Origin of the sequence: Cupriavidus sp. WKF15, from assembly GCF_029278605.1 — a bacterium.
Taxonomy (GTDB): Bacteria; Pseudomonadota; Gammaproteobacteria; order Burkholderiales; family Burkholderiaceae; genus Cupriavidus.
The window spans coordinates 3227389-3243533 of record NZ_CP119572.1; the positions used below are offsets into that span (position 1 = coordinate 3227389).

Below are 16145 nucleotides of genomic sequence, written 5' to 3' on the forward strand. Positions count from 1 at the left end.
GCGCCACTTATTGCGGCTTGAAGTTGTGCGCATAGGTGCGTTCGTCGGTGCGCGGTACATAGACGATACCCTTCTGCGTTGCCCAGGTGGTCACCTGCTGGTGGATCGGGATGATACCGCCGTCGTGGATCGCGATGGCAGTGGCCTCCTGCAGCAGCTTGGAGCGCTCGCCGTCATCCACGGTCGACAGGGCCTTTTCCAGCACGACATCCATCTTTGGGTTGCAATATTCGCCCCAGTTGGTCGTGCCGAAGCCCTTCTTGCTGTCTTCGCAAGCGAGCAGCGCGCGCAGCGGAGAGCTCACTTCGCCGGTCTGCGCGCCCCAGCCCAGCAGGCCGAACGACCATTCATGCTTGATGCCCTTGGACGAATATGTGGCCATCGGCATGCCTTCCACCTTGGTCACGATGCCGACGCGAGTGAGGTTCTGCGCGATAGTCTGGGCGATCTTCTCGTCGTTGACGTAGCGATTGTTGGGCGTGTGCAGCGTCACGCCGAAGCCATTCGGATAGCCGGCCTCCGCAAGCAGCTTCCTGGCGCCCTCCGGGTCGTACTTGACCGTCTTGAGGTTCGGGTTGTAGCCGAACAGCGTGGGCGGCACGAGGTTGTTGGTCGGCTCCGAGAGACCCTCCATCAACCGGTCCTTGATGCCCTGCCGGTTGATGGCCATGCTGATGGCATTGCGCACGCGCGCATCCTTCAGCGGGTTCTTGTCCATCGGCTGGCCCTCCTTCGTCGTGACGTATGGCGACTTGTCACGCTTGGTATCGAAGTACAGGTAGATCACGCGATGCGAAATCTTGGAGAAGAACGACAGCTTGGGATCGCTGCGCACCTTCGGCAGGTCAGGTGTCGGCACATTCTCGATCGCCTGTACGTCGCCCGACAGCAGCGCGGCCAGGCGCGTGGCCGGGTTGGGGATGAAGCGCAGCGTCACCTTGTCCCATGCGGGCTTCGGCCCCCAGTAGTCATTGTTGCGCACCAGTTCGACCCGGTCATCGCGCGCGTAGCTGACGAACTTGAACGGGCCGGTACCGACCATGCCCTTGCCCTGGGCAAAGTCATCGGAACCGAGCCCCTGGGTCGCCTTCTTCTGCACGATGAAAATCGACGTAAGGTCGTTCAGCATCAGCGGATATGGCTGGTTGGTGGTCAGCTGGATCGTGTACTTGTCGATGATCTTCTTGTTGATGATCGCCTTGGTGTAAACGTCGAACTTGCCGGGGCTGTTCTGGATCGTGGCCGGACGGTCGAGCGACCAGGCTACGTCTTCTGTGGTCAGCTCGGAACCGTCATGGAACTTCACGCCCTTGCGGATCTTGAACTCCCAGGTCAGGTTGTTGACCATCTTCCACGACTCCGCCAGGCCGGGAATGATGCGGCTGTCGGGATCCATCTTGATCAGCGAATCGAACATGTGCTCCGACACGTTGATGTTGGAGAACAGGTTGTAGAAGTGCGGATCCATCGAGGTCGGCGGCGAACTCATGGCCAGCTTGAGGTCGGCGGCCTGTGCTGCACCGGCCAGCGCAAGGCTCATGGCCCCGGCTACCGCGACAGCATCAAATGCCTTCTTGAATGTGCGAAGGGACATCGCGCATTTCTCCCAGGGACAGGTGGAGCAACGTTAGGATCGGCAATGCGCGCGCAACGGACCCGAAGGCGGCGCTGCATCCTGGTGCGGTCTTGCACGCTGTGGCGACGGTATTGCCGGCCGGGCACTTCAAGCACGAACTGTTCCAGCAACCGATCAAACCGGGCATTGGGGGAAACCCACCCACATGTATTGCAGTGCGCCATCGCACCATGTTCCATGTCGCCCCAATCGGGCGCAAAGCGGCCCGTTTTGGCGCTTTCCGGGCGGGCATCGTATGATCGGGGTTCCAACCGCCGGCCGCACCCTCTGCTGCATCATGAAGCTCATTCCCGAAATCCTGCAGGCGCAAGCCGAAATCCGTACGATCCGACGCGACATCCATGCGCATCCCGAGTTGTGCTTCCAGGAACAACGCACGTCCGACGTGGTGGCGCGCACCCTGGAATCCTGGGGCATCGAGGTCCACCGGAGACTGGGAACGACCGGCCTCGTCGGCGTGATCCGCCAGGGCAATGGCAAGCGCAGCATCGGCCTGCGCGCCGACATGGATGCGCTGCCCCTGCAGGAAGCCAACACCTTCGGCCATCGGTCGCAGCATGACGGCCGCATGCATGCCTGCGGCCACGACGGCCACACGGCCATGCTGCTCGGCGCGGCGCGCTATCTGGCCGAGCACCGCAACTTCGATGGCACCGTCAACCTGATCTTCCAGCCGGCCGAGGAAGGCGGCGGCGGCGCGCGCGAGATGATCAAGGACGGCCTGTTCGAGCGCTTTCCGTGTGATGCCGTCTTCGGCATGCACAACTGGCCAGGCATGCCGGTCGGCGCGTTCGGCACGCGCGCGGGTCCGCTAATGGCGTCGAGCAACGAGTTCCGCATTGTCGTGCGCGGCAAGGGCGCGCATGCGGCCATGCCGAACAACGGCAACGACCCGGTGTTCACCGCTGCGCAGATCGTATCGGCCCTGCAGGGGATCATCACGCGCAACAAGCGGCCCATCGATACGGCCGTGATCTCGGTCACCCAGTTCCATGCCGGCGATGCGACCAATATCGTGCCGGACCAGGCCTGGATCGGCGGTACCGTGCGCACTTTTACGCTGCCGGTGCTGGACCTTATCGAACGGCGCATGGAGGAAGTGGCGCGCGCGGTGGCTGCTGCCTTCGACTGCACGGTCGATTTCGAATTCCATCGCAATTACCCGCCGACGATAAACAGCGTGGCGGAGGCGGAGTTTGCCGCCGGCATTGCGACGGCGCTGGTGGGCGCGGACATGGTCGATGCCGATGTCGAGCCGACGATGGGCGCGGAAGATTTCTCGTTCATGCTGCAGGAGAAGCCGGGCTGCTACCTGTTTATCGGCAACGGCGACGGCGCGCACCGCGAGTCCGGGCACGGCATGGGGCCATGCATGCTGCACAACCCGAGCTATGACTTCAACGATGAACTGCTGCCAGTCGGGTCGACGTTCCTTGTCAGGCTCGTGGAAGCGTGGCTGGCCCCGGCCTGAGCGAGCAAAATGGCCATGGGGCGCATCGCACTGGATCGAACTCACGCAAATGGCTTTGCCCGGGTCGCGCTCGACAACATCGGGCGCCGCTATCCGTACAAGCTGGAGCACATGTTGACCGGGCCGGACGACCGGCTCGATCCAGCGGTCCTGCACCCGGTGTTCTGCGGCAGCTATGACTGGCACTCCAGCGTGCACATGCACTGGCTGCTGGTCCGCCTGCTGTCCCTCTGGCCCGACCTTGAGGATGGATCGCGGATCAGGGCCACGCTTGATGGGCAGTTCCGTCCCGAGGCCATCGAAGCGGAGCTGGCGTACTTCCTTCAGCCGGGCTCGCGCACGTTTGAGCGGCCGTACGGCTGGGCGTGGCTGCTGCGCCTGCAGGCCGAACTCCAGTCCGCTGGCGCGAACGATGCACAGGCCGCGCAATGGGCCGAGGCCTGCGCGCCGCTGGCACGGCACCTGGCCCGGCAACTCGTCGACTATCTCGATGTGGCCGATTTCCCGGTCCGCACCGGCACGCACTTCAACAGCGCGTTCGCGCTGATCATGGCGCTTTCCTACGCGCGCGCAGACCAGCATCACGCACTGCGCCGAGCCATTGTCCGGCGCGCGCATCGCTGGTTTGGCCATGACCAGCACTACCCGGCCCGCTATGAGCCGGGCGGCGACGAATTCCTGTCAGGAGGACTGACGGAGGCCGTCCTGATGCATGCCGTCATGGACGGATGTGCTTTTGCGGAATGGTGGGAGCTATTCGCCCCCTCGCGCACGGAACTGGCGAACTGGCTGACGCCTGTGGCTGTCGCGGACCGCAGCGACCCCAAGATGACCCACCTCGATGGCCTCAATCTGTCACGTGCGTGGTGCTGGCGCCTGCTGGAGCCGGCATTGCCCGAGGACTTGCGCCCGCTGGCAATCCAGGCCTGGTCAGACCATATCGAAGCCTCGCTGCCGCAGGCCATGCATGGCAGCTATGTCGCGACGCACTGGCTTGCGTCCTTCGCGGTGCTGGCGCTCAGTGAGCCGGTCGGCGGCCCGTGACGAACTAGTCCAGCGCGATGTCGCCGTACCAGGACTCCGCCTTGCTGCGGGTGTTGTCAGTATCGGTCATGATGCCGACGGCGATGACCCGGCCGGGATCCGTGCCGAAGGCCTTGCGATAATCGGCGCGCAGGTCGCGTTCGTGGCAACGCCATTCATTGGCGTGCTTCGCGCCGCTATCCACCACGATCATGCGGACACGATCCGTATGCGGATTCGATAGGACCGTGCCTTCCGGACGCTTGCCACCCCAGATGTACATCAGCGTCGCGTAGGGCATCTCGCGCCCCGTCGTCAGCCGCGCCATTTCGTACATGAGCTGGTCCTTCAACGACAGGCTGCCCTTGTCACCATCGAATGCGACAAAGAGGCGCAGCGGTGAGTCTTCGCGCTGGCCTTGGCCGTTGTCCGCATTGCGGATGACGCCATTGGTCTTCCACGTCCAGCGCAGCATGCCCGCATCGCGATCGCGCAAAGGCACGTAGAGACCGGAGGCTGAACTGTCAGCCTGGGCGTGGACAACGACGCGCTGCTCCACTTCGGCCAGCGTATAACGAGTCGGGGTCTTGTTCCGGTTGATTGTCCATGGCTGCCAGCCTACCGGCAGCGGACTGCGCAGGGACGCAGAGGAAAAACGTGGAAGGTTTGCCAGGGGCGGCGGCGGTACGGCATCGCCATCGTCGCCGGCTTCGGCCTCGACGGCTTGCTGGTTGGCAGCGGCCATCGGATCGGACATCGGTGCATCGGCGGCGCTGTTCGCATCCGGCGCGACGCGCGCCGCGAAGACCTTGCAGTCGATGGCCGACACGGCCGCCATCGATGCGGGATCCGCGGGCGGACTGACTTGCGTCGATGCGCATCCCGCCAACGTCAGCGCGACCGCCACGCCAGTCAATACAAGCCGATACGTCCTGGCCGCCATCTGCCCCCCTGCTTCCGTAAATCCGCCCGTCCGGCTGCTTCGCAGCGGGCTTTGGTATTGCATACTGCTTGCCGCGTATTGCGCGCGGCAGACTGCTTCATCCCGGTCAGTCCGGGACTTGGATGGAAATTATCAGAAGCGGTGCACGCGCGGAATACTCCGGTACCCGAATCACCGGCAAACAACAGCCCGCAGGGATCTATGCATGGGTCCGCGCTGCGGTCTCCAGAAAGACAAAACCCCTCGCAGCACACGCTGTCGAGGGGTTTTGCATTGTAAGAGCCTGGCGATGACCTACTTTCACACGGGTAATCCGCACTATCATCGGCGCGGAGTCGTTTCACGGACCTGTTCGGGATGGGAAGGGGTGGTTCCAACTCGCTATGGTCACCAGGCATAAGGGGTTGTGGCGCTGACAGGTGGGTCAGCGTCACCAATTCGGGATGTAGTCTTTGTAGTCTTCGGGTTGTGCTGTATCGGCACAAGGCGATTTTCCACTCACCAGGCTAAAACACACTGGTTATAGGATCAAGCCTTACGGGCAATTAGTACTGGTTAGCTTAACGCATTACTGCGCTTCCACACCCAGCCTATCAACGTCCTGGTCTCGAACGACCCTTCAAGGCGGTCAAGCCGCCAGGGAATCCTCATCTTCAGGCGAGTTTCCCGCTTAGATGCTTTCAGCGGTTATCTCTTCCGTACATAGCTACCCTGCGATGCCTCTGGCGAGACAACAGGTACACCAGCGGTACGTCCACTCCGGTCCTCTCGTACTAGGAGCAGCCCCCGTCAAGATTCCAACGCCCACGGCAGATAGGGACCAAACTGTCTCACGACGTTTTAAACCCAGCTCACGTACCTCTTTAAATGGCGAACAGCCATACCCTTGGGACCGGCTACAGCCCCAGGATGAGATGAGCCGACATCGAGGTGCCAAACACCGCCGTCGATATGAACTCTTGGGCGGTATCAGCCTGTTATCCCCAGAGTACCTTTTATCCGTTGAGCGATGGCCCTTCCATTCAGAACCACCGGATCACTATGTCCTGCTTTCGCACCTGCTCGACTTGTCGGTCTCGCAGTTAAGCACGCTTTTGCCATTGCACTTTAGGTACGATGTCCGACCGTACCAAGCGTACCTTCGAACTCCTCCGTTACACTTTGGGAGGAGACCGCCCCAGTCAAACTGCCTACCATGCACTGTCCCCGACCCGGATTCACGGGCCAAGGTTAGAACCTCAAACAAACCAGGGTGGTATTTCAAGGACGGCTCCACGTGAACTAGCGTCCACGCTTCAAAGCCTCCCACCTATCCTACACAGATCGGTTCAAAGTCCAATGCAAAGCTACAGTAAAGGTTCATGGGGTCTTTCCGTCTAGCCGCGGGGAGATTGCATCATCACAAACACTTCAACTTCGCTGAGTCTCGGGAGGAGACAGTGTGGCCATCGTTACGCCATTCGTGCAGGTCGGAACTTACCCGACAAGGAATTTCGCTACCTTAGGACCGTTATAGTTACGGCCGCCGTTTACCGGGACTTCAATCAAGAGCTTGCACCCCATCATTTAATCTTCCGGCACCGGGCAGGCGTCACACCCTATACGTCCACTTTCGTGTTTGCAGAGTGCTGTGTTTTTATTAAACAGTCGCAGCCACCATTTTATTGCAACCCCTTCACCCTTCTGGCGCAGGCCAGTCAAGCTACCAGGGCGTACCTTATCCCGAAGTTACGGTACCAATTTGCCGAGTTCCTTCTCCCGAGTTCTCTCAAGCGCCTTAGAATACTCATCTCGCCCACCTGTGTCGGTTTGCGGTACGGTCTCGTATGACTGAAGCTTAGAGGCTTTTCTTGGAACCACTTCCAATTGCTTCGCAGCATAAAGCCGCTCGCCCCATAGCCTTGAATTGCGCGCCCGGATTTGCCTAAGCGCCTTCTCCACTACAGGGACCGGGACTTCCAACACCCGGACAACCTTCCGCGATCCGTCCCCCCATCGCATCATACGACGGTGCAGGAATATTAACCTGCTTCCCATCAGCTACGCATCTCTGCCTCGCCTTAGGGGCCGACTCACCCTACGCCGATGAACGTTGCGTAGGAAACCTTGGGCTTACGGCGAGGGGGCCTTTCACCCCCTTTATCGCTACTCATGTCAGCATTCGCACTTCCGATACCTCCAGCATCCTTTACAAGACACCTTCACAGGCTTACGGAACGCTCTCCTACCACGCACATTGCTGTGCGTCCGCAGCTTCGGTGACTGGCTTAGCCCCGTTACATCTTCCGCGCAGGACGACTCGATCAGTGAGCTATTACGCTTTCTTTAAAGGGTGGCTGCTTCTAAGCCAACCTCCTGACTGTTTTAGCCTTCCCACTTCGTTTCCCACTTAGCCAATCTTGGGGACCTTAGCTGGCGGTCTGGGTTGTTTCCCTCTTGACACCGGACGTTAGCACCCGATGTCTGTCTCCCGTGATTGCACTCTTCGGTATTCGGAGTTTGCTATGGCGGGGTAATCAGCAATAGACCCCCCAACCATGACAGTGCTCTACCCCCGAAGGTGACACACGAGGCACTACCTAAATAGTTTTCGGAGAGAACCAGCTATTTCCAGATTTGTTTAGCCTTTCACCCCTATCCACAGCTCATCCCCTAACTTTTCAACGTTAGTGGGTTCGGTCCTCCAGTACGTGTTACCGCACCTTCAACCTGGCCATGGATAGATCATCTGGTTTCGGGTCTACACCCAGCGACTGGACGCCCTGTTCGGACTCGCTTTCGCTACGCCTGCCCTAATCGGTTAAGCTCGCCACTGAATGTAAGTCGCTGACCCATTATACAAAAGGTACGCCGTCACCCGTTTCCAGGCTCCGACTGTTTGTATGCATGCGGTTTCAGGATCTATTTCACTCCCCTCCCGGGGTTCTTTTCGCCTTTCCCTCACGGTACTGGTTCACTATCGGTCGATCACGAGTATTTAGCCTTGGAGGATGGTCCCCCCATCTTCAGACAGGATTTCACGTGTCCCGCCCTACTTGTCGCACACCTAGTTCCACAACGCTGTTTTCGCATACAGGGCTATCACCTGCTATGGCCGGGCTTTCCATCCCGTTCTGCTAACAACACTGCTAAAGAGTACAAGGCTCTTCCCATTTCGTTCGCCACTACTTTGGGAATCTCGGTTGATTTCTGTTCCTGCAGCTACTTAGATGTTTCAGTTCGCCGCGTTCGCTTCGCTGACCTATGTATTCAGCCAGCGATGACCCATACGGGCCGGGTTTCCCCATTCGGACATCTCCGGATCAAAGCTCGTTTGCCAGCTCCCCGAAGCTTTTCGCAGGCTACCGCGTCCTTCATCGCCTGTGATCGCCAAGGCATCCACCACATGCACTTGTTCGCTTGACCCTATAACGAGTGTGTCTCAGTGAGACCTTCGCTACAGGTGAGTTCTCGCATTTGTGCCGTATTCCAAGTCATCTTTCGATCACTTAAATACTTTGGTTGATACAATCACAACCCGGTATCGCGTTGGTACTGCAGCGTCTCATCAACGCTCGCGCGACACCTTTACTACATCCCATATTGTTAAAGAACAGCCGATCTTGCGATCGCTTGGCAATGCCAAAGGGAAGCACTCAGTGAATGCTTTCCTTTGACCACCAAATCCAGGGTATCCGTGCTCACTCGGCAGAGTGATGGTGGAGGATGACGGGATCGAACCGACGACCCCCTGCTTGCAAAGCAGGTGCTCTCCCAGCTGAGCTAATCCCCCTCGGATAACTTGGTGGGTCTGGTAGGACTTGAACCTACGACCCCCGCCTTATCAAGACGGTGCTCTAACCACCTGAGCTACAGACCCTTGGCTGTAACAGCAAACAAACCGATAAGTGTGGACACTGGACACGCAGAACGCGCGCCTCTGGAAAGGAGGTGATCCAGCCGCACCTTCCGATACGGCTACCTTGTTACGACTTCACCCCAGTCATGAACCCTGCCGTGGTAATCGCCCTCCTTGCGGTTAGGCTAACTACTTCTGGCAAAACCCACTCCCATGGTGTGACGGGCGGTGTGTACAAGACCCGGGAACGTATTCACCGCGGCATGCTGATCCGCGATTACTAGCGATTCCAGCTTCACGTAGTCGAGTTGCAGACTACGATCCGGACTACGATGCGTTTTCTGGGATTAGCTCCCCCTCGCGGGTTGGCAACCCTCTGTACGCACCATTGTATGACGTGTGAAGCCCTACCCATAAGGGCCATGAGGACTTGACGTCATCCCCACCTTCCTCCGGTTTGTCACCGGCAGTCTCTCTAGAGTGCTCTTGCGTAGCAACTAGAGACAAGGGTTGCGCTCGTTGCGGGACTTAACCCAACATCTCACGACACGAGCTGACGACAGCCATGCAGCACCTGTGTCCACTTTCCCTTTCGGGCACCTAATGCATCTCTGCTTCGTTAGTGGCATGTCAAGGGTAGGTAAGGTTTTTCGCGTTGCATCGAATTAATCCACATCATCCACCGCTTGTGCGGGTCCCCGTCAATTCCTTTGAGTTTTAATCTTGCGACCGTACTCCCCAGGCGGTCAACTTCACGCGTTAGCTACGTTACTGAAGAAATGAATCCCCAACAACTAGTTGACATCGTTTAGGGCGTGGACTACCAGGGTATCTAATCCTGTTTGCTCCCCACGCTTTCGTGCATGAGCGTCAGTCACGTCCCAGGGGGCTGCCTTCGCCATCGGTATTCCTCCACATCTCTACGCATTTCACTGCTACACGTGGAATTCTACCCCCCTCTGACGCACTCTAGCCTGACAGTCACAAGCGCCATTCCCAGGTTAAGCCCGGGGATTTCACGCCTGTCTTATCAAACCGCCTGCGCACGCTTTACGCCCAGTAATTCCGATTAACGCTCGCACCCTACGTATTACCGCGGCTGCTGGCACGTAGTTAGCCGGTGCTTATTCTTCCGGTACCGTCATCCCCCCGAGGTATTAACCCAGAGGATTTCTTTCCGGACAAAAGTGCTTTACAACCCGAAGGCCTTCTTCACACACGCGGCATTGCTGGATCAGGGTTGCCCCCATTGTCCAAAATTCCCCACTGCTGCCTCCCGTAGGAGTCTGGGCCGTGTCTCAGTCCCAGTGTGGCTGATCGTCCTCTCAGACCAGCTACTGATCGTCGCCTTGGTGGGCCTTTACCCCACCAACTAGCTAATCAGACATCGGCCGCTCCTATCGCGCGAGGCCTTACGGTCCCCCGCTTTCACCCTCAGGTCGTATGCGGTATTAGCTAATCTTTCGACTAGTTATCCCCCACGACAGGGCACGTTCCGATGTATTACTCACCCGTTCGCCACTCGCCGCCAGGCCGAAGCCCGCGCTGCCGTTCGACTTGCATGTGTAAGGCATGCCGCCAGCGTTCAATCTGAGCCAGGATCAAACTCTTCAGTTCAATCTCTGTGTGGACCTTCGGTTTCCCTACGGTCCTCGCTCTTTCGAGCGGTCGCTCACTCTCAGAAAACTGACTGACCAGATCCGAAAATCCAGTCACGTTTTGCTGTGCGAGCACTGATAACTTTTGAAGCTCCGAAGTCCGAAGACCTCGTGCGTCCGCTACCCAGCGCCCACACTTATCGGTTGTTTGATTGTTAAAGAACTTCGCTGCCGGCTTTGCCGTTCAGCGCGCTGCGTTGTCAGCAGCAGAGAAGGAAGATTATGCAGAACTTTCTTCGCTTCGTCAACCCGGGTCAGCAATCTTTTTTGCTTCGGTTCGCTGCGCCAACTGCGCGCTGCCAAACCACCCGATCGACCCGCAACCCTTGCTGCGCCTGCCTTGCAGCGCCGCGTTGTGTTGCGAGGGGGCGAATAGTAGGCTGATTTTCCGGAGGTTGCAACACCTTTGTCATATCCGCATTGCAACCTTTATCGCCCTACGCGTGCAACCCATTGATCAACAAGGGAATACCGGGTTTTCCCCAGTAACGGAGGAATGAATATCCTTCTGAATTCCTCGGGTATTCCCCTATCAAGTTATCAGCGATGCTTGAAATTCGGGCTGCGCTTCTCGACGAAGGCGGCCATCCCTTCCTTCTGGTCTTCGCTGGCAAAGGTCGAATGGAATAACCGGCGTTCGAAGCGAACACCTTCCGCGAGCGTAGTTTCGTACGCCGCATTGATCGACTCCTTGATCATCATGACCACCGGCAACGAGAAGCCGGCAATCGCTTCCGCCGCCGACAGCGCCTCGTCCATGAGCTTGTCCGCCGGCACCACGCGCGACACCAGACCGGCACGTTCGGCTTCAGCGGCATCCATCATGCGCGCGGTCAGGCACAGGTCCATGGCCTTTGCCTTGGACACCGCGCGCGGCATGCGCTGCGTGCCACCAGCACCGGGCATGGTGCCGAGCTTGACTTCCGGCTGGCCAAATCGCGCATTTTCGGCCGCAATGATGACGTCGCACATCATGGCGAGTTCGGAGCCGCCACCGAGCGCGTAGCCCGCCACGGCCGCAATGATCGGCTTGCGGATGGTGCGGATGGTTTCCCAGTTGCGGGTGATGTAGTCGCCCTTGTACACATCCATGAACGAGTACTGGGCCATCATGCCGATGTCCGCGCCGGCGGCGAAAGCCTTCTCGCTTCCGGTGATAACGATGGCACCGATGCCTTCATCCTTGTCGAAAGCCGTCAGCGCGGCGCCCAGTTCATCCATCAGCGCGTCATTGAGCGCGTTCAGTGCCTTCGGGCGGTTCAGCGTGACCAGGCCGACGCGGCCACGCGTTTCCACCAGGATGTTTTCGTATGACATGTCTTCTCCTTTATCTGCAAACGAATCAAATGCTGGTCTGGTCGCAAGTCTGCCACGTTAGCCGCTTGTGTTGGGGCGGATTGCGCTGCCCGACGGAGAGCCTCCCGGCTCGCAATCAGTTCGTACGAAGCGCTGACGACCTGGCCCACCTGCACGTCCTCTATCCGCGTGCCTGCCAATGGCTTGACGATACGCATGTCTCCGCTATCGCCCGCCGGGCCGGTCACATGCGACAGCGTCGGCCCGAAGATCGCAATGACTGGGGTGCGGAATGCCGCCGCAACGTGTGTAGGCCCGGTATCCGTACCAATCAATAGATCCGAGTCGGCGATAAGCGCCATCATTTCGGGCAAGGAGGTTTTCCCGCAGAGATTGACGACGCCAGGAAACCTCCCCGCAATCTGCGCGACATGCTTGGCTTCCGCGGGCGTTCCGATCAGCAGGGGTTGATGATGGGGAAAGAACCTCGACCAACCCTCCAGTAACCCGACCCATCGCTCCACCGGCCAGAGACGCGCATTCGCCCGGTTGTGATAGAACGAACTGTTTCCCGTATGCAGGCAGATAAAAGGCGCTTCAAGGCCAAAGCGCATGCGGATATCGATATCCGGTCTTCTCAGGGAGGGCATCGCGCGACGGGCGATATGGTCCGGGATGCAATAGGCCAGCAGCCGTTGAATTACTGTCGTTCTGTGGGTGTCCGGCGGATCCACTTCCTGGCGCACCTTATAGACCTTGACCTTGTGGGCAGTCGGGAAGAACCAGCTCAGGCTTGGAAAAAAGTCCGTCCGGTTGATGGTCAGGTCCAGTATCAGGTGATACGGATAGCGAAGCAGCGCCCGGGAGAGTATCAGCCACTTGTACGGGTTCACCAGCAACGGAAGCCTGGGGCCGCCGCGCAAGATGAGGACGCGAGAGATGCGCGGGTCGTCCCTGAACAAGTCGCCAGACCGGTGCTTCAGCAGCAGGTCGATCTCAATATCGTTCCGATAGGTTTCGCGCAAGGCATCGATGGATGCGCTCGCCCACACGACATCGCCCAGGCCGCCAATGCAAACAACCAGTGCCCGCTGCCTTGATTTCCCTTCAGCCAATTTCGTTTTTTGCAACATTGACTCTCCAGCTGCCGCGATCCTGTAGGACGAGGTATTGGCTAGCCCATCGCCGCGAAAAGAGGCGTCGAGCCTGCCTGATCCTTGTTCGGATATAAAGACAAATAAAAAGCTATCTTTGTTGCCTTCAAATGACTTGGGTCATCCTCAGCGGGAAAAATGATAGCCATAAGTCATATTCAACTCCACGGGCAGCGCAGCCCGCCTTCAAACATAGGCGACGAGAAGGGATGGGAAAACGTTCGCACCCCGGTGGCGGCTTCGGCGGAGCCGGGGCCGGAGCCGCCAAGTCAGCCGCGCAACAATAAGGGCGCCAGTGGCGCCCTTATTGAATACATAGCGCAGAGGGGCTCCTTCCCCTGATACGCGCCATCGCAAGATGTTCGATCTCCTGCGGTGGCCGACCACAGGATCAGAGCATGTGCGCCAGGAATTCCCGGGTACGCGCATGGGCCGGTGCCCCAAACACCCGCTCGGGCGACCCTTCCTCGAGAATCCTGCCCTCATCCATGAACACGACATGATTGGCGACCTCACGAGCAAAGCCCATCTCATGCGTGACGACCAGCATGGTCATGTGCTCCTCAGCCAACTGCCGCATGGTCCGCAAGACTTCACCGGTCAGTTCCGGATCTAGCGCGGAAGTCGGCTCATCGAACAGCATGATGTCGGGTTCCATCGCCAGGGCGCGCGCGATCGCCACCCGTTGCTTCTGCCCGCCGGACAGCCGCGCGGGATAGTTGTCCCGCTTGGCCAGCAGCCCAACCTTGCGCAGCAACTCCTCCGCCCTGGGCACCGCGGCATCGCGCGACAAGCCCTTGACGGTCATCGGCGCTTCGATGATGTTCTGCAGCACCGTCATGTGCGGGAACAGGTTGAACGACTGGAACACCATGCCCATCTTGCGGCAGATTCGGCGTACTTCCGCGTCCGGCACGTACCTGGCGGCGCCGTCGGGCCCCGTGCTTGCCAACGCCTCGCCGTCGATTTCGATGGTGCCGCGGTCAATCACCTCGAGGTGATTGAGGCAGCGCAGCAAGGTACTCTTGCCCGAGCCCGAAGGCCCGATCACCGCCGTGACATCGCCCTTGCGCAAGGTCAGGGAGACGCCGTGCAGGACCTGCAGCGGCCCGAATGCCTTGACGATGTCCCGCGCAGCGACCATGACGCCGGGCGCGCGATCGGATCTGGCTGCGACCGGGTCAGTCATCATGTTTGGCATGGCGTTTCTCGAGGTGCTGGAAGAACCAGGTCAGGATCAGCGTCATCACCAGATAGAAGAGCGCGGCGACCAGGAAAGGCGTGGTGGTGAAATCGCGCTGGACGATGCCGCGCGCGGTGCGAAGAATATCGTTGAGCGCCAGCACGTAGATCAGGGACGTGTCCTTGATCAGCGTGATGGTCTCGTTGCTGACCGGCGGCAGGACGCGGCTGACCATCTGCGGCAGCACGACGCGCCGCATGGTCTGGAAGTAGTTCATGCCCAGCGCCTTGCTGGCTTCGTACTGGCCGCGATCGACCGACTTGATCCCGGCGCGGAAGATTTCCGCGAAATAAGCCGCGTAGTTCAGCGCGAACGCGACCACCGCCGCGGGAAAGTCCGGCAGGCGCACGCCGACGACCGGCACGAACGGCAGCGCGAAATAGATGAACAGCATCTGCAGCATCAGCGGCGTACCGCGCATCAGCCAGATGTAGCCGTTGACAAGGCCGCTCAGCAGCGGCCATTTCGAGATGCGCGCCAGCGCCAGCCCCAGCCCCAGCGGTACCGAGAGAGCGAGCGTAATGACGAACAGTGTGAGGGTGACTTTGGCACCCTGCGCCAATGGCGGCAGAAGGGATAAGACGTAATCCATGCTTGCGCGGATGGAATGGATTCGGGGTCGGGGCCACAGCCCGGACCCCGAGAAGGCGCGACGCCGCGCCCATGCAGGGCCGGACGTCGCGAAAGGCCGGGCTTACTTGGTGATATCGGCGCCGAACCACTTCGTGGCGATGCGCGCGGCCGTGCCGTCTTCCTTCATCGAACCCAGGGTCTTGTCGAGCTTGCCGAGCAATTCGGCGTCGTCCTTGCGCACGCCAACGCCATAGTCTTCGGTGCCGAAGTTCTCGTCCAGCACGCGGTATTCGCCGGCGCGCTTGCTGATGAGGTAGCGGCCCACCACTTCATCCACCACGATCGCATCGAGGCGGCCGGCCGACAGGTCCATCAAGGCCGTCACGTTATCGCCAAAGGTCTTGAGTTCCTTCAGGCTGGCGGCGACTTGCGCTTCCTTCTTGATGGCGTCCACCGCGCTGCTGCCATCCTGCGCGCCGACGATGCGGCCGGCCAGCTCGGCCTTGGTCTTCACCGGGGACTTGGCGCCGACGATGACGATCTGGTGGTTCGTCATATAAGGGGCGGTGAAGCTGATGTTCTGCTTGCGCTCTTCCGTGATGGTCAGGCCGTTCCACAGGACATCCACGCGCTTGCCGTTGAGCTCGGCTTCCTTGGCGCTCCAGTCGATCGGCTTGAATTCCACCGTCATGCCGAGGCGCTGGCTCGCTTCCTTGGCCATGTCGATATCAAAGCCGACGAGCTCGTTGCTGCTGTCGCGAAAACCCATCGGCGGGAAGTTGTCGTCGAGGCCGACGATGATCTTGCTGGCGGCCGCGGGCGCCGGTTCCGTGCCGGCGGCGGGGGCCGGTTCCTTCTTGCCGCATGCCCCAAGCAGCGCGACGGTCGAAATCAGGAGGAGTGCGGCGAACTTCTTCATGGAGGTATCCATTGCAAATAGACAGGCACGCCGGTGTCCGGATAGGGAGATCGACGGGCTTCAGGTTATTGTGAGCAGCGCGATTATAGAGCGTCGCCCGGCGCCGGCATTGCGAAGGGCGCCGACAATCGCGCAAACCATCACGGCCGACCACCGGTAAGGCACTGGGGACCCGCCGCTTTCCCGAGAGCAGGACCGACGATTCCGGCGCAAGCGGGAACTGAAAGGGCCGGCTGCAGCGGCAACGATGCCTTTGTCGCGGGTGGACCACCTGTCGCGCGCCAATCTGACCCAGAATGTAACTGATGAAAAATCAAGGGGTTGCAGACGCTCTCGCCAGTTGTATCGAAGGCGATTCTGCCATTCAACCCTAGATTCGGCGCAGATTGTG

10 protein-coding genes, 2 tRNA genes and 3 rRNA genes are annotated in these 16145 nt (G+C 59.6%); 3 read left to right on the forward strand and 12 right to left on the reverse strand.

Going from position 1 to position 16145, the window contains the following annotated elements:
* Nucleotides 1-7: 7 nt before the first annotated feature.
* On the reverse strand, nt 8-1594 hold the full coding sequence (locus tag CupriaWKF_RS14955) for an ABC transporter substrate-binding protein (RefSeq protein WP_276098626.1): 1587 nt from the start codon (nt 1592-1594) through the stop codon (nt 8-10).
* Between the two features lie 319 nt (nt 1595-1913).
* On the opposite strand from CupriaWKF_RS14955, the gene CupriaWKF_RS14960 reads away from it, so the two are divergent.
* Both CupriaWKF_RS14960 and CupriaWKF_RS14965 read left to right on the forward strand, forming a co-directional pair.
* Nucleotides 1914-3107 carry a M20 aminoacylase family protein gene (locus CupriaWKF_RS14960; protein ID WP_276098627.1) on the forward strand — a complete coding sequence of 398 codons (1194 nt, stop codon included), beginning with the start codon at nt 1914-1916 and terminating at the stop codon, nt 3105-3107.
* A 15-nt stretch (nt 3108-3122) separates the two neighbouring features.
* Complete coding sequence (locus tag CupriaWKF_RS14965) at nt 3123-4151, forward strand: DUF2891 domain-containing protein (RefSeq protein ID WP_276098628.1); 1029 nt, start codon at nt 3123-3125, stop codon at nt 4149-4151.
* 4 nt (nt 4152-4155) lie between these two features.
* Here CupriaWKF_RS14965 and CupriaWKF_RS14970 read toward each other — a convergent pair whose 3' ends face one another.
* From CupriaWKF_RS14970 to CupriaWKF_RS14995, 6 genes are all read right to left on the reverse strand, one after another.
* Nucleotides 4156-5073, reverse strand: coding sequence for a DUF3047 domain-containing protein (locus tag CupriaWKF_RS14970; protein ID WP_276100822.1), 918 nt, complete (start codon nt 5071-5073; stop codon nt 4156-4158).
* Between the two features lie 281 nt (nt 5074-5354).
* Nucleotides 5355-5468: ribosomal RNA gene (rrf, locus tag CupriaWKF_RS14975) — 5S ribosomal RNA — on the reverse strand.
* 129 nt (nt 5469-5597) lie between these two features.
* Nucleotides 5598-8478: ribosomal RNA gene (locus CupriaWKF_RS14980) — 23S ribosomal RNA — on the reverse strand.
* Nucleotides 8479-8769: 291 nt separating this feature from the next.
* A tRNA-Ala gene (locus CupriaWKF_RS14985) sits at nt 8770-8845 on the reverse strand.
* A 10-nt stretch (nt 8846-8855) separates the two neighbouring features.
* Nucleotides 8856-8932 (reverse strand) — tRNA-Ile (locus CupriaWKF_RS14990).
* A 64-nt stretch (nt 8933-8996) separates the two neighbouring features.
* Nucleotides 8997-10528, reverse strand: a 16S ribosomal RNA gene (locus tag CupriaWKF_RS14995).
* Together the 16S, 23S and 5S rRNA genes with 2 tRNA genes alongside form the textbook arrangement of a ribosomal RNA operon.
* 193 nt (nt 10529-10721) lie before the next feature.
* Here CupriaWKF_RS14995 and CupriaWKF_RS15000 point away from each other — a divergent pair.
* A complete protein-coding gene (locus CupriaWKF_RS15000; RefSeq protein WP_276098629.1) occupies nt 10722-11069 on the forward strand; it encodes a hypothetical protein in 348 nt (115 codons plus the stop codon).
* A gap of 40 nt (nt 11070-11109) precedes the next feature.
* On the opposite strand, the gene CupriaWKF_RS15005 is transcribed toward CupriaWKF_RS15000, so the two are convergent.
* From CupriaWKF_RS15005 to CupriaWKF_RS15025, 5 genes are all read right to left on the reverse strand, one after another.
* Nucleotides 11110-11886 (reverse strand): enoyl-CoA hydratase, encoded by a 777-nt coding sequence (locus CupriaWKF_RS15005; protein WP_276098630.1) that lies wholly within the window; start codon nt 11884-11886, stop codon nt 11110-11112.
* Nucleotides 11829-12998 carry a glycosyltransferase family 9 protein gene (locus tag CupriaWKF_RS15010; RefSeq protein WP_276098631.1) on the reverse strand — a complete coding sequence of 390 codons (1170 nt, stop codon included), beginning with the start codon at nt 12996-12998 and terminating at the stop codon, nt 11829-11831. The genes CupriaWKF_RS15005 and CupriaWKF_RS15010 overlap by 58 nt, the downstream gene beginning before the upstream one ends.
* 412 nt (nt 12999-13410) lie before the next feature.
* Nucleotides 13411-14163 (reverse strand): amino acid ABC transporter ATP-binding protein, encoded by a 753-nt coding sequence (locus tag CupriaWKF_RS15015; RefSeq protein WP_276100823.1) that lies wholly within the window; start codon nt 14161-14163, stop codon nt 13411-13413.
* Nucleotides 14164-14200: 37 nt separating this feature from the next.
* Complete coding sequence (locus CupriaWKF_RS15020; RefSeq protein ID WP_276098632.1) at nt 14201-14854, reverse strand: amino acid ABC transporter permease; 654 nt, start codon at nt 14852-14854, stop codon at nt 14201-14203.
* Between the two features lie 102 nt (nt 14855-14956).
* Nucleotides 14957-15754, reverse strand: a complete 798-nt coding sequence (locus tag CupriaWKF_RS15025) for an amino acid ABC transporter substrate-binding protein (RefSeq protein WP_276098633.1) — start codon at nt 15752-15754, stop codon at nt 14957-14959.
* Nucleotides 15755-16145: the final 391 nt, after the last annotated feature.

What these genes read in the sequence shown, in the direction of transcription:
- CupriaWKF_RS14955 (WP_276098626.1), bottom strand. Translation starts at nt 1,594, where the DNA reads ATGTCCCTTCGCACATTCAAGAAGGCATTTGATGCTGTCGCGGTAGCC.
- CupriaWKF_RS14960 (WP_276098627.1), top strand. Translation starts at nt 1,914, where the DNA reads ATGAAGCTCATTCCCGAAATCCTGCAGGCGCAAGCCGAAATCCGTACG.
- CupriaWKF_RS14965 (WP_276098628.1), top strand. Translation starts at nt 3,123, where the DNA reads ATGGGGCGCATCGCACTGGATCGAACTCACGCAAATGGCTTTGCCCGG.
- CupriaWKF_RS14970 (WP_276100822.1), bottom strand. Translation starts at nt 5,073, where the DNA reads ATGGCGGCCAGGACGTATCGGCTTGTATTGACTGGCGTGGCGGTCGCG.
- CupriaWKF_RS15005 (WP_276098630.1), bottom strand. Translation starts at nt 11,886, where the DNA reads ATGTCATACGAAAACATCCTGGTGGAAACGCGTGGCCGCGTCGGCCTG.
- CupriaWKF_RS15010 (WP_276098631.1), bottom strand. Translation starts at nt 12,998, where the DNA reads ATGTTGCAAAAAACGAAATTGGCTGAAGGGAAATCAAGGCAGCGGGCA.
- CupriaWKF_RS15015 (WP_276100823.1), bottom strand. Translation starts at nt 14,163, where the DNA reads ATGGTCGCTGCGCGGGACATCGTCAAGGCATTCGGGCCGCTGCAGGTC.
- CupriaWKF_RS15020 (WP_276098632.1), bottom strand. Translation starts at nt 14,854, where the DNA reads ATGGATTACGTCTTATCCCTTCTGCCGCCATTGGCGCAGGGTGCCAAA.
- CupriaWKF_RS15025 (WP_276098633.1), bottom strand. Translation starts at nt 15,754, where the DNA reads ATGAAGAAGTTCGCCGCACTCCTCCTGATTTCGACCGTCGCGCTGCTT.